A 23,762-nucleotide genomic window follows, 5' to 3' on the forward strand; every position below is an offset into this window, starting at 1 on the left:
CCGGATGGGCAAGAACTTACCGAGGTGTTGTTTGCGCCGGGTTTCACAGCGCCTTCACAGGCTGGGAGGCGCTCCCGGTCAGGAGCGTGCGGCGGCCAGTTCGATCACCGTGACGTCCGACGGCGCCCCCACCCGGGTGGGCGGTCCCCAGGCGCCCGCGCCCCGGCTGACGTACAGCTGGGTGTCGCCGTAGCGGTCGAGTCCGGCGACGGTCGGGTTGGCGGCGGCCGCGATCAGGCTGCCGGGCCAGAGCTGGCCGCCGTGGGTGTGGCCGGAGAGCTGGAGGTCGACGCCGTGCCGGACCGCCTCGTGGATCTGCACCGGCTGGTGGGCGAGCAGCACGCACGCGCGTGCCGGGTCCCGGCCGTCGAGAGCCCTGTCGAAGTCCGGCCCCTGCCCCTCGCTCTCGCCCTGCACGTCGTTCACGCCGGCCAGGTCGAAGTGGGGCAGCTCGGCGCGGGCGTTCTCCAGCGGGTGCAGGCCGAGGGTGCGGACCTCCTCGACCCACTGCTCGGCACCGGAGAAGTACTCGTGGTTGCCGGTGACGAAGTACGCGCCGTGCCGTGCGGTGAGCCCGGCGAGGGGGGCGGCGGCCGGGCCGAGGTCCTTGACGCTGCCGTCCACCAGGTCGCCGACGACCGCGATCAGGTCCGGCTGGGTCGCGTTCACCGTGTCGACGACCCGCTGCGCGAAGCTCCGGCCCAGGACGGGGCCGAGGTGGATATCGCTGGCGACCGCGATCCGGAAGCCGTGCGCGGCCCGCGGGAGTCTGGCCAGCGGCACGGTGACCCGCTTCACCCGGGGGCCGCGCAGCACCCCGTGGGTGCCGAGGCCGACGGTCGCGACGGCGGTGGTGACGGCGGCGCCGGCGACGACCCGGGAGACGAAGAGGCGGCGGGTGGCACCGGGCGCCCCGGCCTGCTCCGGCGCGTCGGGGCCGGGTCCGTTCGCAGGGGCCGGCGCGCCGGGTCCCGGACCGTCCGCCGGCTCCCCCGCCGGTACGGTCTCGGGTTCCGGTACGGGGGCGGCGGCGCGGGGCCGCCGGGCCGGGAACCGGCGCAGCAGGGGTCGCACGGCCTCGCCCGCCACCACCGCCAGCAGCAGGTACAGGGCGAGGGCCAGCCACAGGAATCCGGGCCAGGCCAGGGCGCGTTGGAACCCGAACGGCGCGCCGGAGCGCTCCGCGACCAGGGCGGCGACCATCAGAACCGGGCCGGCGACGAACACCGCCGTGCCGGCGCGGCGGGCCGGGCCCGGGCCGCGCGTGGTGTCGCGGACCAGACGCCGCCACACGTACCAGTGCAGGACCGCCACGACGGCCAGGACGGCCAGGGCGACGAGCGCGAAGACGACGACCATCCCGACCGGTCCCCCGCTATGACGTCCGGCGCAGTGCGCGCAGTCCGCGCAACCCGATGACCCCGACGACCGTCCCCAATACGAAGGAGACGACCGCCAGCAGCAGGTGCACCCAGAAGTACGCGGTCGGGTGACCGTCGTCGAAGGCGAGTCCGCTGCCGTCCTTGACCAGGTTCTTGACGAAAGTGACCCAGATGACCCAGCTCCACACCCCGAAGGCGAGCAGGAACCAGGAGACCGGGCGGCTGAGCTTCATGTCTCCAGTATCGCGGTCGCGATTCCGGTTCCGTGTCGGGGGTGGGGCGGGACGCGGGACTTCACGGAGTGCTCCAGGTACGTTCTCGACCGTGTTCGCTCCCCAGAAGACCGGCCGGCGATCGCTGCTGGTCACCTCCGCCACTGTGCTGACCCTGTCCGTCACCGCACCCGCGGCGCTCGCGGCCCCGACCCCGTCGACGAGTCCGTCGGCCAAGCCCCCGGCCGGGATGTCCACCGTCGGCGGTGCCCGGCTCGGCATGGCCGGCACCCAGGTCGACCTCGCGCCGGGCGTGCCCGTGCTGCCCAAGGACCTGACCGCCCGTTCGTGGATCGTCTCCGACGCGGAGTCGGGCGAGGTGCTCGCCGCGCACAACGCGCACTGGCGGCTGCCCCCGGCGAGCACGCTGAAGATGCTGTTCGCGGACACCGTGCTGCCCCGGTTCCCCAAGGGCACCCGGCACAAGGTGGTGCCGTCGGACCTCGCGGGCATGGGCATCGGCTCCAGCGTGGTCGGGATAAAGGAGGGCAGGAGCTACACCGTCCACGATCTGTGGCTCGGGGTCTTCCTGCGCTCGGGCAACGACGCCGTGCACGTGCTGTCGGCGATGAACGGCGGGGTCCGGCAGACCGTCGAGGACATGCAGGACCACGCCGAGCAGTTGCAGGCCCTGGACACGCACGTGGTCTCCCCCGACGGCTACGACGCCCCGGAGCAGGTGTCGTCGGCGTACGACCTGACGCTGTTCGCCCGTTCCGGGCTGCAGAAGAAGGACTTCCGCGACTACTGCTCGACGGTGCGGGCGCCGTTCGGGTCGTCCGAGATCCAGAACACCAACCGGCTGCTGAGCGGCGACACCGACGTGCCCGTCTACCAGGGCATCGCGGGCGTGAAGAACGGCAACACCACCCATGCGGGCGCCACCTTCACCGGCGTCGCCGAACGGGGCGGCAAGGTGCTGCTCGTCACGGTGATGAACCCGGAGAAGCACGAGCACAACGAGGTCTACAAGGAGACCGCGAAGCTGTTCGACTGGGGCTTCCAGGCGGCAGGCAAGGTCACTCCGGTGGGCGTGCTGGTGCCGCCGAAGAGCGCCGCGCAGTCCACCGCGCCGCCGAGCGGGGGGCCCTCCACCGGGGAGGCGGCCGCGGGGACCGGCGGGTCGGGCTCGAAGCCGGTGGCGAGCGCCACCGCCGGGACCGGTTCGGGGGTCGGCACGGCGCTGGCCGTCGCGGGCGGGCTGCTGGTACTCCTCGGAGGCGGGGCGTTCCTGGTCAACCGCCGATGGCCGCTGCCGGACCTGATGCGCCGTCGGACCCGTCCCTGAGACCGGTCTCCTTGCTCGGCGTCGCCGTCCAGGAGGCGCAGAACAGGACGAGTTTCGCGGTGAAGTTGATCCACAGCAGCAGCGCCACCGGGACGCCGAACGCGCCGTACATGCTCTTCGCGGCGACCCCCTGGATGTACCCGCTGATCAGCAGCTTCAGCAGTTCGAAGCCGATCGCGCCGAGCATCGCGGCCACCAGCAGGCGACGGCGCCGCGGCTCGACCCCGGGCAGCAGGGTGAGGACGTAGAGCAGGACGAGGAAGTCCGCGAGCGCGGCGACTGCGAACGCGGTGACCTGGAGCAGCAGGCTGCCCCAGCCGTGCTCCTGGAGGCCGAGCTGCCGGGACACGAGGCCGACCGCCGCCGAGGCGAGGGCGGACGTGGCGAGTGTGACCAGCAGGGCGCCGCCGAGGCCGAGGAGGATGCCGGCGTCCTTGGCCTTGGTGACGAGCGGGTTCTCCTCGCGGTCGGGCAGCTCCCACACCGCGCGCAGGCAGTCCCGCGTCTGCCCGACCCAGCCGATGCCGGTGAACAGCAGCACGGCGCCCGCGATGACGCCGACCGTGCCGGCGTTGTCCACCAGCGCGCCGATGTCCAGCTGCTGGGAGAGGCCGGGGAACTGGTCGGCGATCCGGTTCTCGACGGTCTTCTGACCGGACGGGCTGAGCGTGGCGGCGGTGATCGCGGCGGCCACGGTCAGCAGCGGGAACAGGGCGACGAAGCTGACGAACGTCATGGCGGCGGCCAGCCGGGTCCATTTCACCCGGTCGAGCCGCTCGTAGCTCCGCCACGCGTGCGTCGTCATCAGCCGTGTGACGAGCGGCCCGATGCCGGGCAGTCTCTTCAGCCAGTCCATGATCCGTCCCTGCCCTCGCCGCGCTCCTCCACACCGCTCAAATGACGTCACTATCAGGGGACATCCCATTAATCACCCGTTTCCAGGAGGAAGGAGATGTTTTTTAACTCACCGCCCTCATGGGGGCGATACGGTCGCCAGCATGTCTGGAGACACCGTTCCCGTCACCGGCTGGGGCCGCACCGCCCCCACCGTCGCCCGTGTGATCCGCCCGCGCACCTACGAGGAGGCCGCGGCGGCCGTTCGGAACTGCGGGACGCGGGGCGCCGTCGCACGGGGTCTCGGACGGGCCCACGGGGACGCGGCGCAGAACGCAGGCGGCGCCGTCCTCGACATGACCGGCCTGGACCGCATCCACGTGGTCGACGCCGCCGAGGGCATCGTGCTGTGCGACGCCGGGATCTCCCTGCGGCGGCTGACCGAGGTGCTGCTCCCGCTCGGCTGGCTCCCGCCGGTCACCCCGGGCACCCGGTACGTGACCGTGGGCGGCGCGATCGGCGCCGACATCCACGGCCGCAACCAGCACGTCTCCGGCTCCTTCTGCCGCCATGTGCTGTCCCTGGAGCTGCTGACCGCCGACGGCGAGGTCCGCACGGTACGCCCCGGCACCCCGCTGTTCGAGGCGACCACCGGCGGCCTCGGCCTGACCGGAGTCGTCCTGACGGCCACCTTCCGGCTGCTCCCGGTCGAGACGGCGTACCTGACGGTCCGCACCGAACGCGCCGCCGGCCTCGACGACCTGCTGGCCCGGATGACCACCGGCGACCACCGCCACCGCTACTCGGCCGCCTGGATCGACCTGCTGGCCCGGGGCACGGCCACCGGACGCGCGGTCCTCGGCCGCGCCGACCACACCCCGCTCGACGCCCTCGGCAGGCACACGCGCGCGTGGCGGCAGCCGCTGTCCTCCCGCCCGCGCCGTCTCCCGGCCCCCTCCTCCCTCGTCCCGGACGGCCTGCTCGGCCGCACCACGGCGGGGCTCCTCAACGAGCTCCGCTACCGCGCGGCGCCCCGCGCGCGCACCGGCCGGATCCAGCACATGTCCGCGTTCTTCCACCCCCTGGACGGCGTGCCCCACCGCAACCGCCTCTACGGCCGCGGGGGGTTCGTGCAGTACCAGTTCGTCGTCGGCCACGGCCGGGAGGAGGTGCTGCACCGCGTCGTGCGGCGCATCGCCGCCCACCGCTGCCCGTCCCTCCTCGCCGTCCTCCAGCGCTTCGGGGACGGCGACCCCGGCTGGCTCTCCTTCCCGGTGCCCGGCTGGAGCCTCGCCCTGGACGTGCCGGCCGCGCTGCCCGGACTCGCCCCGCTGCTCGACGGCCTCGACGAGGAGATCGCCGCGGCAGGCGGGCGGGTCTGCCTCGCCAAGGACTCCCGGCTGCGCCCCGAGCTGCTGGCCGCCATGTACCCGCGCGTGGGCGACTTCCGGGCCCTGCGCGCGGAGCTCGACCCCCGCGGGGTCTTCGTCTCGGACCTCGCCCGCCGACTCGACCTCCAGACCCCTAGGAGCTGACGTGAAGGACGCCTTCGGTCTTCCCCAGTCCCTGCTCGTCCTCGGCGGCACGTCCGAGATCGGGCTGGCCACGGCACGCCGGCTGATCGCCCGGCGCACCCGCACGGTGTGGCTGGCCGGCCGTCCCTCGCCCGCCCTGGAGCAGGCCGCCGGGAGTCTGCGCGCGCTCGGCGCGGACGCCCGCACGGTCGCCTTCGACGCCCTCGATCCCGGGTCCCACGAGACCGTCCTCGGCAAGGTCTTCGCCGAGGGCGACGTCGACCTGGTGCTGTTCGCCTTCGGCGTCTCCGGCGACCAGGCCGAGGACGAGCGCGATCCGCTGCGCGCGGTCCGGGTCGCCCAGACCAACTACACCGGGGCGGTGTCGGCGGGCCTGGTCGCCGCCCGTGCCCTCCAGGCGCAGGGGCACGGCTCCCTGGTGGTCCTGTCCTCCGTCGCAGGCGAGCGGGCCCGCCGCGCCGACTTCATCTACGGCTCCAGCAAGGCCGGCCTCGACGCCTTCGCCCAGGGCCTCGGCGACGCCCTGCACGGCACCGGCGCGCACGTCATGGTCGTACGCCCCGGAGAGGTCCGGACGGGAACGGTGGCCGGGCGGTCCGGGAGCCCGCTGTCGACCACGCCGGAGGCGGTCGCCGCCGCGATCGAGCTGGGGCTGCGCCGCCGCTCGGAGACGGTGTGGGTGCCGGGGGTCCTGCGCCCGGTGATGTCGGCCCTGCGGCACGCCCCGCGTTCGCTGTTCCGCCGGCTGCCGCTGTAGTCACCCGGGAGAGGTCCGGGCCGCCGGCGGCCCGGCCCGCGCGCGGCCTAGCGGCTGGCGATCGTCCCGCGTCCGACGTCCGCGTGGCCCGCCTGCGGGGGCACCACGGAACTGCCGAAGACGTACTCCCGCAGCTTGCGCCACACCCCGTCGGCGCCCTGCTCGTAGAGCGCGAACCCGGTGCAGGGCCACTCGGCCTCGAAGCCCGCCAGTTCCTCGAAGGCGCGGTCCATCGCCGCGTCGTCGATGCCGTGCGCGACCGTGACGTGCGGGTGGTACGGGAACTGCAGCTCGCGCGCGACGGGCCCGGAGGCGTCGCGCACCCGCTGCTGAAGCCAGGTGCAGTCCTCGGCGCCCTGGACGATCCGGACGTAGACGACCGGGGAGAGGGGCCGGAACGTGCCCGTGCCGGACAGCCGCATCGGGAACGGCCGGCCGGCCGCGGCGACCGCCGCGAGGTGGGCGTCGACGGCCGGCAGACCGGTCGCGTCGACCTCGGTCGGCGGCAGCAGCGTGACGTGCGTGGGGATGCCGTGAGCAGCGGCGTCGCCGAAGCCCGCGCGCCGCTCCTGGAGCAGGCTGCCGTGAGGCTCCGGGACCGCGATCGACACTCCGATCGTTACGGTCCCCACGTCGTCTCCTGTCGTCGCGTCTGTTGTGTTCTCAGTCGTCCGGCTATCGACTGTACGGCCATGACCGTCCCGTGGGCAGGCGCAGCGGAAGTGATGTGCAGCGCTCCGCCCGTGCGGACGTGTGTGCGGTCGTACGCCTCGCCGGCGTTCAGTGCTTCGCCGGAAGGAAGCCCACCCGCTCGTACGCCTGCGCCAGGGTCTCCGCGGCGACCGCGCGGGCCTTCTCCGCGCCCTTGGCGAGGATCGAGTCGAGGGTCTCGGCGTCGTCCAGGTACTGCTGGGTGCGCTCGCGGAACGGCGTCACGAACTCGACCATGACCTCGGCGAGGTCCGTCTTGAGCGCGCCGTACATCTTGCCCTCGTAGTCCTGTTCCAGCTCGGCGATCGTCCGGCCGGTGAGCGTGGAGTAGATGGTGAGGAGGTTCGACACGCCCGGCTTGTGCTCGGCGTCGTAGCGGATCACGGTGTCCGTGTCCGTGACCGCGCTCTTGACCTTCTTCGCCGTCGCCTTCGGCTCGTCGAGGAGGTTGATGAGGCCCTTCGGCGTGGACGCCGACTTGCTCATCTTGATCGACGGGTCCTGAAGGTCGTAGATCTTCGCCGTCTCCTTGAGGATGTACGGCTTCGGGACGGTGAAGCTCTGGCCGAAGCGGCCGTTGAACCGCTCGGCGAGGTCGCGGGTCAGCTCGATGTGCTGGCGCTGGTCCTCGCCGACCGGCACCTCGTTGGCCTGGTACAGCAGGATGTCCGCGACCTGGAGGATCGGGTACGTGAACAGGCCGACGGAGGCCCGGTCGGCGCCCTGCTTGGCGGACTTGTCCTTGAACTGGGTCATGCGGGAGGCCTCGCCGAAGCCGGTGAGGCAGTTCATGACCCAGGCGAGCTGGGCGTGCTCGGGGACATGGCTCTGCACGAAGAGGGTGCAGCGGTCCGGGTCGAGGCCGGCGGCCAGCAGCTGGGCGGCGGCGAGCCGGGTGTTGGCGCGCAGCTGGGCCGGGTCCTGGGGAACCGTGATCGCGTGCAGGTCTACGACCATGTAGAACGCGTCGTGGGTCTCCTGCAGGGCCACCCACTGGCGGACGGCGCCGAGGTAGTTGCCGAGGTGGAACGAGCCTGCGGTGGGCTGGATTCCGGAGAGCACGCGGGGTCGGTCAGTGGCCATGTCCACCATTCTCTCAGGTATCGGGGCCCGGTTCGGAACTGGTCGGGAACAGCGGGCCTTCGTCAGGGCGCGTCCCGCGCCGGCGCTCGCCCTCGGTCCCGGTGCCGACGCGCCGCGCGGCGGCCCGGCGCAGTGCCGGGCCGCCGCGGGAGGAGCTGGAGGAGCCTCGTCAGGCGAGGTCGATCTCCGGGTAGAGCGGGAAGCCGGCCACGAGGTCGGTCGCCCGGCGGGAGATCTCGTCCGAGACCTTGGGGTCGAGGACGTGCTGGGCCTTGGAGGGGGCGCCCTTGCTGGTGGTGCCCGGCTCGGTGGTGGTGAGGACGCGGTCGATGAGACCGGCGACCTCGTCCATCTCCGCGGTGCCGAGACCACGGGTGGTCAGGGCGGGGGTGCCGATGCGGATGCCGGAGGTGTACCAGGCGCCGTTGGGGTCGGCGGGGATGGCGTTGCGGTTGGTGACGATGCCCGAGTCCAGGAGGGCGGCCTCGGCCTGACGGCCGGTGAGGCCGTAGGAGGTGGTGACGTCGATGAGGTTGAGGTGGTTGTCCGTGCCGCCGGTCACCAGGGTGGCGCCGCGCCGCATGAGGCCCTGCGCCAGGGCGCGGGAGTTGTCGACGATGCGCTGGGCGTAGTCCTGGAAGGCGGGCTGCCGGGCCTCGGCGAGCGCGACCGCCTTGGCGGCCATGACGTGCGGGAGCGGACCGCCGAGCACCATCGGGCAGCCGCGGTCGACCTGGTCCTTGAGGGAGTCGTCGCACAGGACCATGCCGCCGCGCGGGCCGCGCAACGACTTGTGGGTGGTGGTGGTGACGATCTGGGCGTGCGGGACCGGGTCGAAGTCGCCGATGAGGACCTTGCCGGCGACGAGACCCGCGAAGTGGGCCATGTCGACCATCAGGGTCGCCCCGACCTCGTCGGCGATCTCGCGCATGATCCGGAAGTTCACGAGCCTCGGGTAGGCGGAGTAGCCGGCGACGATGATCAGCGGCTTGAACTCGCGGGCCTGGGCGCGCAGGGCCTCGTAGTCGATGAGGCCGGTGGCCGGGTCCGTGCCGTAGGAGCGCTGGTCGAACATCTTGCCGGAGATGTTCGGGCGGAAGCCGTGGGTGAGGTGGCCGCCGGCGTCCAGGGACATGCCGAGCATGCGCTGGTTGCCGAAGGCCCGGCGCAGTTCGGCCCAGTCGGCCTCGCTCAGGTCGTTGACCTGGCGGACGCCGGCCTTCGCCAGGAAGGGCACCTCGACCCGGTCGGCGAGGACGGCCCAGAAGGCGACGAGGTTGGCGTCGATGCCGGAGTGCGGCTGGACGTAGGCGTGCCGGGCGCCGAAGAGCTCGCGGGCGTGCTCGGCGGCCAGGGCCTCCACGGTGTCGACGTTGCGGCAGCCGGCGTAGAAGCGGCGGCCGACGGTGCCCTCGGCGTACTTGTCGCTGAACCAGTTGCCCATCGCGAGGAGGGTCGCCGGGGAGGCGTAGTTCTCGGAGGCGATGAGCTTGAGCATCGCGCGCTGGTCGGCGACCTCCTGGCCGATGGCGTCGGCGACCCGCGGCTCGACGGCGCGGACGACGTCGAGAGCGGCGCGGAAGGCGGTGGACTCGGTGGAGAGATGCTGCTCTGGCATGGGGACCTCCGGACGTGGCGTTCGGCGTGTTCGGTTCGGCCCAGGCGCACGGCACTCATTCGTGCTCGGGCCGCTCCCCGATGGTCGGTCCCATCCCAGCGCGCCAGTCACGGCCCGCTGATCAGCCTACCCGGCGGGCCGGAGCCGTGAGATCCCGCGTCCACCATGCGAGCGAGCGCGGGAAGGAGGCGACCGGCGCGTCCGCGGGAGGCCGTGAGGTCAGTGCAGCGGGATGTCGGTGCCGTGCTCGGCGGCGGGGCGGGGGCCGAGGATGCGCCGGTCGGACTCGCGGATCGCGACGTCGTTGATGCTGGCCTCGCGGCGGCGCATCAGCCCGTGCTCGTCGAACTCCCACAGTTCGTTGCCGTAGGAGCGCCACCACTGCCCGTCGGCGTCGTGGCACTCGTACTGGAAGCGGACGGCGATCCGGTCCTCGTGGAAGCTCCACAGGCTCTTGCGCAGCGCGTAGTCGAGTTCGCGCTCCCACTTCTCGGTCAGGAAGGCGACGATCTCCTCCCGGCCGGTGAGGAACCGGTCCCGGTTCCGCCAGACCGAGTCCGGTGTGTACGCCAGGGCCACCCGGTGGGGGTCGCGGGTGTTCCAGGCGTCCTCGGCCGCCTGCACCTTCTGGCGGGCGGTCTCCAGGGTGAACGGCGGGAAGGGCGGACGGTCTTCGGGCACGGCGGCCTCCTCATGTCGAGAACGAGCGTTCTCCATCGATGCGGCTAACATAGAGAACGATCGTTCTCAGAGTCAAGGAGCACGCCGATGCCCGCCCCGATCACCGAGGAACAGACCCGCCTGGACCGGGCGGCGCTCCTGGACACGGCGGAGGCGCTGTTCTACGCGCACGGCATCCAGGCCGTCGGGATGGACCGGGTCCGCGAGGCGTCCGGACTGCCTCTGAAGCGGATCTACCGGCTGTTCGCGACCAAGGAGGACCTGGTGGTCGCCGTGCTCCGGCGGCGCGACCGGCGCTGGCGCGAGAGCCTGACCGCCCACGTGGAGGGCGTCCGGGACCCGCGGGAGCGGGTGCTCGCGGTCTTCGACTGGCTCGCCGGATGGTTCGCCGAACCCGGCTTCCGCGGCTGCGCCTGGATCAACGCCTTCGGCGAGCTCGGCTCGTCGTCCGAGCCGGTGCTCGCCGAGGTGCGGTCCCACAAGCAGGCCTTCCACGACCAGCTCGCGGCCTGGGTGCGGGCCACCGGGGTACCGGTGGCCGAGCCGGTGTTCCTGCTCGCCGAGGGTGCCGTCGTCACGGCCGGGCTCAGCGGCGATCCGGCGCCCGCGGCGCACGCCCGCACGGCCGTCGAGACGCTGCTCGGGAGCGGCGGAAACCGCTGAGACACCCCGCCGGGGGCCGTCGCCCGGCGTCGGTCCCCGTCCGTTAGAGGATCACGTGGGGCAGGAAGCGGGCGTACTCGTCGGTGATCAGGCCCGAGGACTCGCGGATGCCGAGGCCTGCCGACTCGTCGCGGACGACCCAGGCGCCGAGGACCACGTGGTTGCCGTCGAAGGCGGGCAGCGGGGCCAACTGCTGGTAGCAGCAGGGTTCTTCGCGGAGCACCGCGGGCCCGCCGGGCGGGTGCACGGTGACGCCCTCGCCCTCGCGGCCGAGGAGGGGCTTGGAGACGTAGCCGGCCGGCCCGGCCAGCTCGCGCGGGCCGTCGAGGTAGGCGGGGAGGAGGTTGGGGTGGCCGGGGTACAGCTCCCAGAGGACCGCCAGGAGGGCCTTGTTGCTCAGGAGCATCTTCCAGGCCGGTTCGATCCACAGGGTGCTGCCGGTGCCGCCGCCGTTGTCGAGGGTGTCCAGGACGTGCCCGCCGAAGGAGTCCGTGGTGAGCCACTCCCAGGGGTAGAGCTTGAAGATGCCCCGGATGAAGCGGAGCCGGTTGTCGACGAAGCGGCCGGAGAGGGTGTCCCAGCCGATCTCCTCCATGGAGATCCAGTCGGTGTCGAGGCCGGCCTGCTCGGCGGTCTCCTTGAGGTAGGCGACCGTCATCAGGTCCTCGCCGAGTTCGTCGGCGGAGGAGTGCGCGAAGTGCAGGGGGCTGCCGGGCGGCAGCAGCGCGGCCTGCGCGCGCCAGGCGTCGACGAGGCGTTCGTGCAGGGAGTTCCACTGGTCGGCGCCGGGGAACCGGTCCTCCATCCAGAACCACTGCGGCGAGGCGGCCTCCACCAGGGAGGTCGGGGTGTCGGCGTTGTACTCCAGCAGCTTCGCCGGTCCCGTGCCGTCGTAGCGGAGGTCGAACCTGCCGTACAGGGAGGGGAGTTCGGCGCGGCGGTGCCAGGCCTCGGTGACCGCGGCGGCCACGCGCGGGTCGGTGATGCCGAGGTCGGCGAGGCGGTCCTTCGCCACGATGTGCCCGGCGGCCGCCAGGCACATGCCGTGCAGCTCCTCGACGGTCTCCTCCAGCGCCTCGACCTCGTCGAGGGTGAAGACGTAGTAGGCGCTCTCGTCCCAGTAGGGGCGCAGCGAGCCGTCGGGGTGACGGGTGAGCGGATAGACGAGTCCCTGCTCCTCGACGGTCCGCTGCCAGCCGGGGCGGGGTTCGATCGTGCGGCGTTCCATCTCGTGTGCCCGGCTCAGCCGCCGGAGCCGCCCTTGCCGCCGCCGAAGCCCCCGCGGTGGACACCGCCGCCCGAGCCGCCGCCCGAGCCCTTGCCGGGCTTGGTGAAGGAGCCGTCGCCCACGAACGAGCCCTTCTTCGTGCCGCCGTAGTACCAGGTGCCGTGCGAAGAGGACTTGGTGGACTTGCAGTTCTTGTCGGAGACGACCTTGTAGCCCTTGCCGTAGGTGTAACTGTCGCGGTCCACGCAGCGCTTGTCCGGGTCGGACGACGAGCAGGCGGTCAGAGCGGTCGCCAGCAGGCCCATGCCGCCGAGGACGACCGTGCCGGACCGGAGCCGCCGGCGCGTGCGTGGCTGTGCTGTGCTCATGTCTGCGTCTCCCCCGTGTGTCGGCCGGCCGGTGCCGGTTCGCTGCGGGCCAGCCTAGGCACCGGTGGCACCGGCCGGGCAGGGGGGGCCAGGGAATTCCCGCTCCCCTAGAGTCGCTTCGTGCTGTTTGGAATGGTGTGCGCCCTCGGCGCGGCGGTCTGCTTCGGAACCGCGACGGTGTTGCAGGCGGTGGCCGCCCGGGAGGCGGCCGCCGAGGGGGACGGCGGCGGTGACGCGGCGCTGCTGCTGCGGGCGCTGCGGCAGTGGCGGTACATCGCCGGGCTGGCGCTGGACGGTCTGGGCTTCCTGCTCCAGATCGCGGCGCTGCGGTCCGTGCCGATCTACGCGGTGGGCGCGGCGCTGGCGGCGAGCCTCGCGGTGACGGCCGTGGTGGCGGCGCGACTGCTGCGGGTGCGGCTGAGCGGGCTGGAGTGGGCCGCCGTGGGGGTGGTGTGCGCGGGTCTGGCGATGCTCGGGCTGGCCTCGGGCACCGAGGGCGACGAGCAGGGCCCGCACTGGCTGCCGTACGCGATGGTGGCGGCCGCGGTCGGCGTGCTGCTGCTCGGCGCGATCGGCGGGCGGCTGACCGGCCGGACCCGGGCGCTGCTCCTCGGACTGGGCGCCGGGTTCGGGTTCGGAGTGGTGGAGGTGTCGGTACGGCTGATCGACTCGCTGCGTCCGGCGGACCTGTTCACCGACCCGGCGGCGTACGCCCTGCTCATCGGCGGCGGTGCCGCGTTCCTGCTGCTCACCTCCGCCCTGCAGCGGGGCTCGGTGACGACGGCCACGGCCGGCATGGTGATCGGCGAGACGGTCGGCCCGGCGGCGGTCGGCGTGGTGTGGCTCGGCGACCGCACCCGGGAGGGTCTGGCCTGGCTGGCGGTCCTGGGCTTCACGGTGGCGGTGGCGGGCGCCCTGCTGCTGGCGCGGTTCGGCGAGGCACCATCGGCGGAGGGCGCCCCGCGGCCGGACGAGGCCTGAGCGCGGCCCGCCGACGACTACGGCAGCACCCGGCACAGGGCCTCCAGAGCGGCCCCCCACGCGCTGTCCGGCGGGGTGCCGTAGCCCACGACCAGCGCGTCCAGGTGCTCGGTGACGGCCTGCGGATGGCGGTGGTGGGCCAGGCCGTGCAGTGCCAGTCCCTGCCAGAGGGCGGCCTGGACCACCGACTGTTCCGTGCCCGGGGGCAACCGCAGCACGGCGTGCAGCCCGGCCGCGATCCCGGTCACCCGCACGTCGGGCGCATGCTCGGCCACCGCCGCGGCGAGGGCGTCGCGGCGGCGCCGGTACCGCAGCCGCGAGGACCGGACGTGGCGGTCGTACGCGCCGGAGGTGAGGAACTCGGCGAGAGTGAGCTGTTCCAGCACGCCCACCGTGTCGGTGCCGCCCTTCGCCGCGGCCGCCTCCTCGGCCAGGGACGGCGGAAGCACCATCCAGCCCAGCCGCAGTCCGGGCGCAAGGGACTTGCTGGCGGTGCCGAGGTAGACGACCCGCTCGGGATCGAGTCCCTGGAGGGCGCCGACCGGCTGGCGGTCGTAGCGGAACTCGCCGTCGTAGTCGTCCTCCAGGACCAGTCCGCCGGTGCGCCGTGCCCGGTCCACGACGGCGGCCCGCCGGTCGGGGTGCAGGGCGGTGCCCATCGGGAACTGGTGGGCGGGCGTCAGCAGCACCGCCCCGGCGTCGCCCGACGGCTCCGGGTCCGTGCCGAGTGCGTCGTACGGCAGCGCGGGGGTCGCGAGCCCGGCGTCCCGCAGCAGCCGCCGGTGCGGGGCGAGGCCGTACGACTCGACCGCCACCGTCCGCACGCCGCGGGCCCGCAGCACCCGGCCGAGGACGGTCAGGGCGTGCGAGAAGCCCGCGGTGATCAGCACGGTCTCCGGGTCGGCGCGGACACCGCGGGCGCGGGCGAGGTAACCGGCGAGGGCGGTGCGCAGTTCGGGCCGTCCGCGCGGGTCGCCGTAGCCGAGCGCGTGGTAGGGGGCGGTGTTCAGGGCGCGGCGGGCGGCCTTGAGCCACTCGGCGCGTGGGAAGGCGGCGAGGTCGGGGGTGCCGGGGACGAGGTCGTGGGTGGGGCGGCCGGGGTCCCGGCGCCGGGATGCCGTCGGTCCGGCGGCGGGCGGAGGCGGGGTCGTCCGGCGCGGTACGGCGGACGCTCCCGCGGCCACCCGGGTGCCGGAGCCCTGCCGGGCGGTGAGCCAGCCCTCCGCGACCAGGTCGGCGTAGGCCTCGGCGACGGTGTTGCGGGCGATGCCGAGGTCGGCGGCGAGGGACCGGGAGGAGGGCAGCCGGGTGCCGGGGGCCAGGCGACCGGTGCGGACCGCGTCCCGCAGCGCGTCGGTCAGGCGCCGGCGCAGGCCGCCCGGACCGGCCGGTTCGAGGTGCAGGTCGACGCCCGAAGTGGCCCACGTTCTCGCCATGGAAATGGACCATACTCCTGGGCTGCCCGGCTCCTAGGGTCGAGGGCATGAGCACTGCACAGGAAACCGTCGAGTACGCCACCGAGCACACCCCGCGCCTGAGCTGGGCCGAGCACGCACCCGAGGTCTACAAGGCGATGGTCCGCCTGGACACCGCCGCCAAGAAGGGGCTGGACCCGAAGCTGTACGAGCTGGTGAAGATCCGCGCCTCGCAGATCAACCACTGCGCGTTCTGCCTCGACATGCACACCAAGGACGCGCTCGCGGCCGGCGAGAGCGTCGAGCGGGTCGTGCAGCTCGGCGCGTGGGAGGAGTCGCGGCACTTCTACACGGAGAAGGAGCTCGCGGCGATCGAGCTGACCGAGGCGGTCACCGTCCTGACGGAGGGCTTCGTACCGGACGAGGTGTACGAGAAGGCCGCCAAGCACTTCGAGGAGGCCGAGCTGGCGCAGCTGATCGCCGCGATCACGGTGATCAACGCCTGGAACCGGTTCGGCGTGACCACCCGGATGGTGCCGGGCCACTACCGGCCGGGACAGCACGCGTGACGGCCGCCCCCGCCGCGGGACCCGGGAGGCCGGCCGCGCAGGGCGGGGCGGACGCGTTCCGCGCGCTGCACCGGGGGCGTGTACCGGGCGACCCGCTGGTCCTGCCCGGGCCGTGGGACGCGGCCAGCGCCCGGGTGTTCGCGGAGGCGGGGTTCCCCGCGCTGGCCACGCCCAGTGCCGGGGTGGCCGCCTCGCTGGGGTACGCCGACGGGGCCACCCCCGCCGACGAGATGTTCGCGGCGGTCGCGCGGATCACCCGGGCCGTGGACGTGCCGGTGTCGGCGGACGTCGAGGGCGGCTACGGGCTCCGTCCGAAGGAGCTGGTGGAGCGGCTGCTGGAGGCGGGGGCCGTCGGCTGCAACCTGGAGGACTCCGAGGGGGGCGTCCTGAAGGACCCGCACGAGCACGCCGACTATCTGGCCGAGGTCCGCTCGGCCGCCGCCGGCCTGCTCTTCGTCAACGCCCGCGTGGACACCTTCGTGCACGGCGACGGCGATCCCGGGCGTGCCCTCGCGCGGGCGGCGGCGTACGTGGCGGCGGGCGCGGACTGCGTGTATCCGATCCTCGCCCCGCAGGCCGTGCTGCCGCTGCTGCGGGCCGGGATCCAGGGCCCGCTGAACGCGCTGGCCCGGCTGGGCGGGAGCGGCCCCTCGCCCGCCGCGCTCGGCGAACTCGGGGCCACCCGGATCACGTTCGGGCCGGGGCTCCAGCTGCGGGCCGCGGCCGCCCTGCGGGAGATCGCCGCGGGGCTGGGCTGAACCGGCTCAGGACAGCCACTTCCTCCACACGTCGGGGTGGCTGTCCACCCACTTCTTCGCCGCGTCCTGCGGGCTGAGCTTCTCCTGGGCGATCATCAGCGCGACCTCGTCCTGGTCCTGGGTGGTCCACCGGAACTTCTTCAGGAAGGCCGCCGCCTTGCCGCCGGACTTCGCGAAGTCCGCGTTGAGGTACTTCTGGAGCGGGGTGTGCGGGTAGGCGCAGGTGATCCTGGCCGCGTCCGCGTCGCAGCCGTCCTTGTACGGCGGCAGCTTCACCTCCGTCATGGGGACCTTCTTGAACAGCCACTGGGGCGAGTACCAGTAGGTCAGGAAGGGCTTCTTGTCCTTGGCGAACTGCTTGATCTGGGTGATCTGCGCCGCCTCGGAACCGGCGAAGACGACCTGGTAGTTCAGCTTCAGGTTCTTCACCAGCGCCTTGTCGTTGGTGACGTAGGACGGGGAGCCGTCCATCAGCTGGCCCTTGCCGCCGCTCTCCGCGGTGCGGAACAGCGAGGCGTACTTGTTCAGGTTCCGCCAGTCGGTGATGTCGGGGTGCTGCTTGACCAGGTAGGTCGGGACGTACCAGCCGATGTGACCGGTCACCCCGAGGTCGCCGGCGTGCCGGATCGTCTTCTTGTCCTCGACGTACCGCTTCTCCTGGTCCGGGTGCCCCCAGTCCTCCAGGAGCGCGTCGACCCGGCCCTGGCTGAGGGCGTCCCAGGCGGGCACCTCGTCGACCTGGACGGTGTCGACGCGGTAGCCCAGCTTGTGTTCGAGGATGTACTGGGCGACGGCCACGTTGGCCTGCGCGCCCACCCAGGACTGCACGGACAGCGTGACGCTCTTCGCGCCCTGGGCGTTGGCGAACGGGCTGGCCTGCTTGGTCATGTCGGCGGCGCCGCAGCCGGTGGTCAGCCCCAGGACCGCGACGGCGACGGCGATCGGGCCGGTCGTACGGAATCGCATGTCAGGCTCCCTTCTTCGTGCGGCGCTCGGTCGGCTGGGTCACCCGGTCGAGCATCAGGCCCAGGCAGACGATGGCGGCGCCGGCCACCAGGCCGGTCGCCAGGTCGCCCTGGGCGAGGCCGAAGGCGACGTCGTAGCCGAGGGCGCCGCCGCCGACCAGACCGCCGATGATGACGACGGCGAGGACCAGGACCACGCCCTGGTTGACGGCGAGCAGCAGCGAGCGCCGGGCGAGCGGGAGCTGGACCTGCCAGAGCTGCTGGCGGCCGGTCGCGCCGAGCGAGCGCGCGGACTCCAGGGCGGCCGGGTCGACCTGGCGCAGGCCCTGCGCGGTGATCCGGACGACGGCCGGGAGGGCGTAGACGACGGCCGCGGCGACGGCGGGGGCGCGGCCGACGCCGAACAGGGCGACGACCGGGATCAGGTACACGAACTGCGGCATGGTCTGGAAGACGTCCAGGACGGGGCGCAGGGCGCGCTCGACGCGGTCGCTGCGGGCCGCGGCGATGCCGGTCGCGAAGCCCAGGACGAGGGTGACGGCCACGGCGGCCAGCACCTGGGAGAGGGTGTCGAGGGACGGCTCCCACACACCGAGGACACCGATCGCGGCCATGGCGAGGACGGCGGTCAGCGCGGTGCGCCAGGTGCCGATCAGCCAGGCCAGGGCGGCCACGATCAGCAGCACCGACCACCAGGGCAGCCACTGCAGACCGGAGCGGACCGGGTCGAGGACCCAGGTGGTGAAGTGGGCGGCCCACTCGGCGGTGCCGCCGACGACGGGGACGCCGGAGTACAGGTGGTCGACCATCCAGTCCTTGGCGGTGTTCACCGGGCCGGTGATGTCCAGGGTGGCGCCGGAGGGCCAGTCGAGGGCGCCGAGCAGCCGTGCGGCCAGCGCGACGGCCACGGTGACGGCGAGGGCGTAGGGCCAGCCGATCGTGCGGGCACGGGTGTGCCCGTCCCCGGCGGCCGCGGTGACGCGGTCCAGGACGACGGCGAGCAGCACGATCGGGATGCCGGCCGCGAGGGCCGCGCCGACGTCGACCGAGGCGAGGGCCTGGTAGACGCGGTCACCGAGGCCGCCGGCGCCGATGACCGAGGCGATGACGGCCATGCCCAGCGCCATCATGATCGTCTGGTTGAGGCCGAGGAGGAGTTCCTTGCGGGCCAGCGGGATCCGGGCGGTCAGCAGCCGCTGGCGACGGGTGGCTCCGAGCGACTCCACGGCCTCCAGGACTTCGGGGTCGGCTCCGCGCAGGCCGAGCGCGGTCAGGCGGGCCATCGGCGGGGCGGCGTAGACCACGGTGGCGAGGACGGCCGCGGGGACGCCGATGCCGAAGACCAGGACGACGGGGAGGAGGTAGGCGAAGGCCGGGAGCACCTGCATGGTGTCCAGCACCGGGCGCAATGCGCGGTCCAGGCGGTCGGAGAGGCCGGCTGCGAGGCCCAGGAGCACGCCCACGGCCACGGAGACGAGGACCGCCACGACCATGAGCGCGAGGGTCTGCATGGTGGGGATCCACATGCCGAGGGCGCCGCAGGCGAGGATCGCCGCGGCGGTGCCGGCGGCCAGCCGGACGCCGGCCACGCGCCAGGCGACGAGGGCGCCGAGCACCGTCACGCCGGCCCAGCCGGCGGCGAGCAGGGTGAGGTAGACGGCGCGGACGGAGAGGACGACCGCGTTGCTGACGTACCCGAAGAAGTACAGGAACAGGGGGTGGCTGTCCCGGTTGTCGATGACCCAGTCACTGGCGCCGGCCAGCGGCTTGGAGAGGTCGACGGTGAGGGCGTGCGGCCAGGTGGCGCCGGGCCAGTGGGTGGCCGCCCAGGGGGCGAGGACCGCGGCGACGAGGGCGAGCAGCAGGAGCTTGCCCGCGGCCCGGCTTCTGAGGACGCGGGGTTTGTCCGTGCGGGAGGTGGGGACGGTGAGCGTTGCCATCAGACGGCCTCCGGACTGGTCCGGGGGTGCGGCGGTGCCGCCTGCCCGCGCTTGCCGGGCGCGCCGTCGACGGCGGGTGCCGTCTTGGCGGCGGCGCTCCTGGCCGGGGCGGGGACGGGCTCCGCGGCGGCGTCGGCCGGGGCGGGACCGGCGTCCGGTGCCGGCGTCGGGGCTTCCGGTGCCGCCGTTCCCGCGACCACTCCGAGGAGGGCGTCGGAGTCCACGACGCCCAGGCAGCGGCCGTCGTCCATGACACGGGCCGGGGCTCCGGCGCGGGCCACCGCCTCGATGGCCTCGGAGACCGTGGCCTCCGGGCGGACCGCCGGGCCGGTCCCGGGGTCGGCGGCGGACACGGGGCGCATGGCCGTACGGACCGTCAGCACCTGTTCGCGCGGGACGTCGCGGACGAACTCGCGGACGTAGTCGTCGGCGGGGGAGCCCACGATCTCCTCGGGGGTGCCGAGCTGGACCACCTGGCCGTCACGCATGAGGGCGATGCGGTCGCCGAGCTTCAGCGCCTCGCTCAGGTCGTGGGTGATGAAGACCATCGTGCGGCCCTCCTCGCGGTGCAGGCGGACCACCTCTTCCTGCATGTCGCGCCGGATGAGCGGGTCGAGCGCGCTGAACGGCTCGTCGAAGAGCAGCACTTCGGGGTCGACCGCCAGGGCGCGGGCGAGGCCGACGCGCTGACGCTGGCCGCCGGAGAGCTGGCCGGGACGGCGCTTCTCCATGCCGGCGAGGCCGACCTTGGCGACGACCTCGGCGGCCCGTTCGCGCCGCTCGGCACGGCCGACGCCCTGGATCTCCAGGCCGTAGGCGACGTTGTCGAGGACGGTGCGGTGCGGGAGCAGACCGAAGTGCTGGAAGACCATGGCGGCGCGGTGGCGGCGCAGCTCGCGCAGGCGGGACTTGTCCATCGCGCGGACGTCCTCGCCGTCGATGGCGATCGTGCCGGCCGTCGGCTCGATCAGCCGGGTCAGACAGCGGACGAGGGTGGACTTGCCGGAGCCGGACAGGCCCATGACGACGAACACCTCGCCCTTGCGCACGTCGAAGGAGACGTCGCGCACGGCGGCGGTGCAGCCGGTGCGGGAGCGGAGCTCGGCGGGGCTCAGCCCGGTCAGTTCCGGGTCGGCGGGGACGCGGTCGGCCTTCGGGCCGAACACCTTCCACAGGCCGTCCACGGAGAAGACAGGGGCGTCGGTGGGGGGCTTGCGCGTGGGAACCGTGAGAGTCATCGGGACTCACCTCCGATCAGGTCGACGGCCTTCTCCCCGACCATGAGCACCCCGATCATCGGGTTCACGGCGGTCATCGTCGGGAAGACGGACGCGTCGGCGATGCGAATGCCGTCCAGGCCGCGGATGCGCAGCTCCGGGTCCACGACGGCGAGTTCGTCGTCGGCGGCGCCCATCCTGCAGGTGCCGGCCGGGTGGTAGACGGTGTGCGCGACCTTGCGGGCGTACTCGCTCAGTTCGGCGTCGCCCTGGACCTCCGGTCCGGGGCACACCTCGCGCTTGAGCCAGCCGGCCAGCGGCTCGCTCCGGGCGATCTCACGGGCGATGCGGATGCCGTCGACCAGGGTCCGGGCGTCGTAGTCGTCCTCGTCGGTGAAGTAGCGGAAGTCCAGGGCGGGCTTCACGGCCGGGTCGGCGCTGGTGAGGTGGAGCCGGCCGCGGCTCTTCGGCTTGGGGATGTTGGGGGTCATCGAGACGCCGTACTGCGGGCGTTCGTAGCCGAGGCGCTCGGGGTTGTCCGTGAACGGGATCTGGTAGAAGTGGAACATCAGGTCCGGGCCCGCGTGTTCGGGGTCACGGCGCACGAACAGACCGGCGTCGGAGTCCATCGCGGAGTTCTCCGGAATGGGGCCGTTCGTCTCCCAGACGATGACGGACTCGGGGTGGTCGAGCAGGTTCTCGCCGACGCCCGGCAGGTCGGCGACGACCGGGATGCCGAGCGCTTCGAGGTCCTCGCGGGGGCCGATGCCCGAGTGCAGCAGCAGGCGCGGGGAGTCGACGGCGCCGGCGCACAGCACGACCTCGTTGCGGGCCCGTATCAGCAGTTCCTCGCCGTCCTTGGTGCGCACGTGGACGCCCTCGGCGCGGGTGCCGTCCAGCTCCAGCCGGTACGCCCAGGTCTCCAGCAGGATGTGGAGGTTGGGGCGCTCGTCCATGACCGGGTGCAGGTAGGCCACGGAGGCGGAGGAGCGCTTGTTGTTCTCCGGGTGGTAGGCGAGGTCGAAGAATCCGACGCCCTCGGTGAACGGCTTGCGGTTGAAGCCCTCGACCCGGGGTACCCCGAGTGCCGACTGGGCGGCGTCGACGAAGTCGCGGGCGATGGCGTTCCGGTCCTTCTCGTCGACGGAGACGATGTTGTTCTTCAGGCGGGCGAAGTAGGCCTCCATGGGGACGGCGCCCCAGCCCTTGGCGCCGGCGGCCTCCCACTCGTCCCAGTCGGAGGGCAGGGGCTTGAAGGAGATGAGGGTGTTGTGGGAGGAGCAGCCGCCGAGGACGCGGGCCCGGCTGTGCCGGATGTGGGAGTTGCCGCGGGGCTGTTCGGTGGTGGGGTAGTCGTAGTCGAGGTCGCCGCCGAGCAGGCCCATCCAGCGGCGCAGCGTGAGGACGTCGTCGCGGCCGACGTCGCTCGGGCCGCCCTCGATGACGGCGACGGTGACGTCGGGGTCCTCGGTGAGGCGGGAGGCGATGACGGAGCCCGCCGTTCCGCCGCCGATGACGACGTAGTCGTAGACATGGGGGGTGTGGGACATGGTGGTGCTTACTCCAGGTGGGACGTGCCGCTTACGGGGTCGGGAGTTCAGCCGGCGAACCAGCGCACGGGCTTGGGCGCGAGGTTCTGGTAGATGTGCTTGGTCTCGCGGTACTCGGCGAGTCCGGCGGGCCCCAGTTCGCGGCCGGTGCCGCTCTTGCCGAAGCCGCCCCATTCCGCCTGCGGCAGGTAGGGGTGGAAGTCGTTGATCCAGACGGTGCCGTGGCGCAGCCGTCCGGCGACCCGGCGGGCCTTGCCGGGGTCGGTGGTCCACACGGCGCCGGCGAGGCCGTACTCGGTGTCGTTGGCGAGGAACACCGCCTCGTCCTCCGTGCGGAAGGTCTCCACGGTGAGGACGGGGCCGAAGACCTCCTCGCGCACGACCGTCATGTCGCGGTGGCAGGCGTCGAGGATCGTCGGCTCGTAGAACCAGCCGGTGCCGGGCCGCTGCGGTGCCGGCTGCGGGCGCTTGCCGCCGCAGCGCAGGACCGCGCCCTCGGCGAGGGCGGCCTCCACGTACTTCTCGACCTTGGCGCGCTGCTGCTCGGAGACGAGCGGGCCGCACTCGACGCCGTCCTCGGTGCCACGGCCGAGCCTGATCCGCTGGGCCCGGCGGGCCAGTTCGGCGACGAAACGCTCGCGGAGGGACTCCTCGACGATGAGGCGGGCGCCGGCCGAGCAGACCTGGCCGCTGTGGATGAAGGCCGCGTTGAGGGCCTGGTCGACGGCGGTGTCGAAGTCCTCCTCGGTGGCGCAGGCGTCGGCGAAGACCACGTTCGGGTTCTTGCCGCCGAGTTCGAGGGCGACCTTCTTCACGGTCGGCGCGGCGGCCTGGGCGACCTTGGTGCCGCTGATCAGGCCGCCGGTGAAGGAGACCAGGTCGACGTCGGGGTGCTCGGCGAGCCGGGCGCCGACGGTGTGGCCGGGGCCGGTGACGATGTTGGCCACTCCGGCGGGCAGTCCGGCCTCGGTCAGCAGGTCGATCAGCGCGATGGTGGTCATCGGGGTGATCTCGCTGGGCTTGACGACGAAGGTGTTGCCCGCCGCGAGGGCCGGGGCGATCTTCCAGCTGGCCTGGAGCAGCGGGTAGTTCCAGGGAGTGATCAGTGCGCAGACGCCGACCGGTTCGTGCACCACGACGCTGTGGACGTCGGGCGTGCCCGCGTCGACCACACGGCCCGGGGACTCGGCGGCCACCTGGTCGGCGAAGTACCGGAAGGCGTCGGCGACGCAGTCGATGTCGACGCGGCCCTCCTCGACGGTCTTGCCCGCGTCCCGGCTCTCCAGCAGGCCGAGTTCCTCGCGGTCGCGCACGAGGAGGTCGGCCACGCGGCGCAGCAGCGCGGCGCGCTCGGCGACCGGGGTGCCGGGCCAGGGGCCCTGGTCGAAGGCCCGGCGGGCGGCGGCCACCGCCCGCTCGGTGTCCTTCTCGTCACCCTCCGCGACCACGGCGAACGGCCGGGCGTCCGCGGGGTCGAGGATCTCGCGCGTGGCGCCGGAGACCGATTCCAGCCACTCGCCCCCCGCATGAATGGTCGCCTCGGCCTGTCGTATCGTTCTGTCCGCCATGATCGGTATTGCCTTCCGTTCCTGATCCGTGCCCCTGTGTCACACGCATGTCACGCTCGGGGACCGCGAACGCATGCCCATGGCCCACGCATTGCATGCGCGATCGATGGCCGAAAGTGCGCCGCGTCACTGAAAATGCGGTCGAAAACGAACAAAACCGGGCACTGAGCGGACGCTTGGGTGGCCATGGCAGCCAAATATCGGTGCGCCGTACAGCTTGAGCGTCACCGCGACCGGCCCGAACCGGCCGGTCGCCCTCTCCCGTGGACGGCCCGAAAGCCCCTGGCTACAGTCGGGGAATGGAGACCTTTGACCGCGGTCAAAGAGCCGCGTCCCCGGCGCCCACGGCATCCCCGGAGTCCGCTGTCCCGGCGGACGC

At 73.0% G+C, this 23,762-nt stretch carries 22 protein-coding genes and 1 riboswitch; of the genes, 7 read left to right on the forward strand and 15 right to left on the reverse strand.

The genetic code is table 11. The annotated features are described in order from the left end of the window. Positions 1-78 precede the first annotated feature (78 nt). The gene (locus BLW57_RS16010) at positions 79-1,359 is read right to left on the reverse strand and encodes a metallophosphoesterase (protein WP_093475294.1); all 1,281 of its coding nucleotides are present in this window, start codon (positions 1,357-1,359) and stop codon (positions 79-81) included. A 16-nt stretch (positions 1,360-1,375) separates the two neighbouring features. Continuing rightward, on the reverse strand, positions 1,376-1,615 hold the full coding sequence (locus BLW57_RS16015; protein WP_073888820.1) for an SCO4848 family membrane protein: 240 nt from the start codon (positions 1,613-1,615) through the stop codon (positions 1,376-1,378). A gap of 91 nt (positions 1,616-1,706) precedes the next feature. Here BLW57_RS16015 and BLW57_RS16020 point away from each other — a divergent pair, with 91 nt between their 5' ends. Beyond that, entirely contained in the window at positions 1,707-2,942 is a 1,236-nt protein-coding gene (locus BLW57_RS16020) for a D-alanyl-D-alanine carboxypeptidase family protein (protein WP_093475296.1), read from the forward strand. Here the strand turns inward: BLW57_RS16020 and BLW57_RS16025 are convergent. Next, a complete protein-coding gene (locus tag BLW57_RS16025) occupies positions 2,890-3,798 on the reverse strand; it encodes a YihY/virulence factor BrkB family protein (protein WP_093475297.1) in 909 nt (302 codons plus the stop codon). The genes BLW57_RS16020 and BLW57_RS16025 overlap by 53 nt on opposite strands. 142 nt (positions 3,799-3,940) lie before the next feature. Between BLW57_RS16025 and BLW57_RS16030 the strand changes: the two genes are divergently transcribed. After that, positions 3,941-5,311, forward strand: coding sequence for a decaprenylphosphoryl-beta-D-ribose oxidase (locus tag BLW57_RS16030; protein WP_093475299.1), 1,371 nt, complete (start codon positions 3,941-3,943; stop codon positions 5,309-5,311). A gap of 1 nt (position 5,312) precedes the next feature. Next, positions 5,313-6,068 (forward strand): decaprenylphospho-beta-D-erythro-pentofuranosid-2-ulose 2-reductase, encoded by a 756-nt coding sequence (locus BLW57_RS16035; protein ID WP_093475300.1) that lies wholly within the window; start codon positions 5,313-5,315, stop codon positions 6,066-6,068. 47 nt (positions 6,069-6,115) lie between these two features. Here BLW57_RS16035 and BLW57_RS16040 read toward each other — a convergent pair whose 3' ends face one another. From BLW57_RS16040 to BLW57_RS16055, 4 genes are all read right to left on the reverse strand, one after another. After that, positions 6,116-6,700: a 2'-5' RNA ligase family protein gene (locus tag BLW57_RS16040; RefSeq protein ID WP_093475302.1), complete on the reverse strand. Its 585-nt coding sequence runs from the start codon at positions 6,698-6,700 to the stop codon at positions 6,116-6,118. 148 nt (positions 6,701-6,848) lie between these two features. After that, positions 6,849-7,862 carry a tryptophan--tRNA ligase gene (trpS, locus tag BLW57_RS16045; RefSeq protein ID WP_093480719.1) on the reverse strand — a complete coding sequence of 338 codons (1,014 nt, stop codon included), beginning with the start codon at positions 7,860-7,862 and terminating at the stop codon, positions 6,849-6,851. A gap of 169 nt (positions 7,863-8,031) precedes the next feature. After that, positions 8,032-9,480, reverse strand: a complete 1,449-nt coding sequence (locus BLW57_RS16050; RefSeq protein WP_093475303.1) for a glycine hydroxymethyltransferase — start codon at positions 9,478-9,480, stop codon at positions 8,032-8,034. A gap of 31 nt (positions 9,481-9,511) precedes the next feature. Continuing rightward, positions 9,512-9,601: riboswitch (ZMP/ZTP riboswitch) on the reverse strand. A gap of 98 nt (positions 9,602-9,699) precedes the next feature. Beyond that, positions 9,700-10,161 (reverse strand): nuclear transport factor 2 family protein, encoded by a 462-nt coding sequence (locus tag BLW57_RS16055; protein WP_093475305.1) that lies wholly within the window; start codon positions 10,159-10,161, stop codon positions 9,700-9,702. A gap of 87 nt (positions 10,162-10,248) precedes the next feature. On the opposite strand from BLW57_RS16055, the gene BLW57_RS16060 reads away from it, so the two are divergent. Next, a complete protein-coding gene (locus BLW57_RS16060; RefSeq protein ID WP_093475306.1) occupies positions 10,249-10,824 on the forward strand; it encodes a TetR/AcrR family transcriptional regulator in 576 nt (191 codons plus the stop codon). Positions 10,825-10,867: 43 nt separating this feature from the next. Here the strand turns inward: BLW57_RS16060 and BLW57_RS16065 are convergent, their stop codons facing one another. Then, entirely contained in the window at positions 10,868-12,052 is a 1,185-nt protein-coding gene (locus BLW57_RS16065) for a glutathionylspermidine synthase family protein (RefSeq protein WP_093475308.1), read from the reverse strand. A gap of 14 nt (positions 12,053-12,066) precedes the next feature. Beyond that, the gene (locus tag BLW57_RS16070; RefSeq protein WP_093475309.1) at positions 12,067-12,420 is read right to left on the reverse strand and encodes a hypothetical protein; all 354 of its coding nucleotides are present in this window, start codon (positions 12,418-12,420) and stop codon (positions 12,067-12,069) included. A gap of 132 nt (positions 12,421-12,552) precedes the next feature. Here BLW57_RS16070 and BLW57_RS16075 point away from each other — a divergent pair, with 132 nt between their 5' ends. After that, entirely contained in the window at positions 12,553-13,401 is an 849-nt protein-coding gene (locus tag BLW57_RS16075; RefSeq protein ID WP_093475311.1) for a DMT family transporter, read from the forward strand. Positions 13,402-13,418: 17 nt separating this feature from the next. Here BLW57_RS16075 and BLW57_RS16080 read toward each other — a convergent pair whose 3' ends face one another. Then, complete coding sequence (locus tag BLW57_RS16080; RefSeq protein WP_093475312.1) at positions 13,419-14,837, reverse strand: MocR-like pyridoxine biosynthesis transcription factor PdxR; 1,419 nt, start codon at positions 14,835-14,837, stop codon at positions 13,419-13,421. 47 nt (positions 14,838-14,884) lie between these two features. On the opposite strand from BLW57_RS16080, the gene BLW57_RS16085 reads away from it, so the two are divergent. Further along, positions 14,885-15,385 (forward strand): carboxymuconolactone decarboxylase family protein, encoded by a 501-nt coding sequence (locus BLW57_RS16085; protein ID WP_093475314.1) that lies wholly within the window; start codon positions 14,885-14,887, stop codon positions 15,383-15,385. Next, on the forward strand, positions 15,382-16,143 hold the full coding sequence (locus tag BLW57_RS16090) for an isocitrate lyase/PEP mutase family protein (RefSeq protein WP_176985604.1): 762 nt from the start codon (positions 15,382-15,384) through the stop codon (positions 16,141-16,143). The genes BLW57_RS16085 and BLW57_RS16090 overlap by 4 nt, the downstream gene beginning before the upstream one ends. 6 nt (positions 16,144-16,149) lie before the next feature. Here BLW57_RS16090 and BLW57_RS16095 read toward each other — a convergent pair whose 3' ends face one another. The 5 genes from BLW57_RS16095 to BLW57_RS16115 are packed head-to-tail and all read right to left on the reverse strand — an operon-like array spanning position 16,150 to position 23,383. After that, entirely contained in the window at positions 16,150-17,109 is a 960-nt protein-coding gene (locus BLW57_RS16095; RefSeq protein ID WP_093475315.1) for an ABC transporter substrate-binding protein, read from the reverse strand. A 1-nt stretch (position 17,110) separates the two neighbouring features. Beyond that, positions 17,111-19,048, reverse strand: a complete 1,938-nt coding sequence (locus BLW57_RS16100) for an ABC transporter permease (protein WP_093475316.1) — start codon at positions 19,046-19,048, stop codon at positions 17,111-17,113. Further along, on the reverse strand, positions 19,048-20,286 hold the full coding sequence (locus BLW57_RS16105; RefSeq protein WP_093475317.1) for a quaternary amine ABC transporter ATP-binding protein: 1,239 nt from the start codon (positions 20,284-20,286) through the stop codon (positions 19,048-19,050). The genes BLW57_RS16100 and BLW57_RS16105 overlap by 1 nt, the downstream gene beginning before the upstream one ends. Continuing rightward, positions 20,283-21,815 (reverse strand): GMC family oxidoreductase, encoded by a 1,533-nt coding sequence (locus tag BLW57_RS16110; protein ID WP_093475319.1) that lies wholly within the window; start codon positions 21,813-21,815, stop codon positions 20,283-20,285. Before BLW57_RS16110 ends, BLW57_RS16105 begins: the two co-directional genes overlap by 4 nt. A gap of 47 nt (positions 21,816-21,862) precedes the next feature. Beyond that, a complete protein-coding gene (locus tag BLW57_RS16115; RefSeq protein ID WP_093475320.1) occupies positions 21,863-23,383 on the reverse strand; it encodes an aldehyde dehydrogenase family protein in 1,521 nt (506 codons plus the stop codon). Positions 23,384-23,762: the final 379 nt, after the last annotated feature.

This window comes from Streptomyces sp. 1222.5 (genome assembly GCF_900105245.1).
GTDB classification, from domain to species: domain Bacteria; phylum Actinomycetota; class Actinomycetes; order Streptomycetales; family Streptomycetaceae; genus Streptomyces; species Streptomyces albidocamelliae.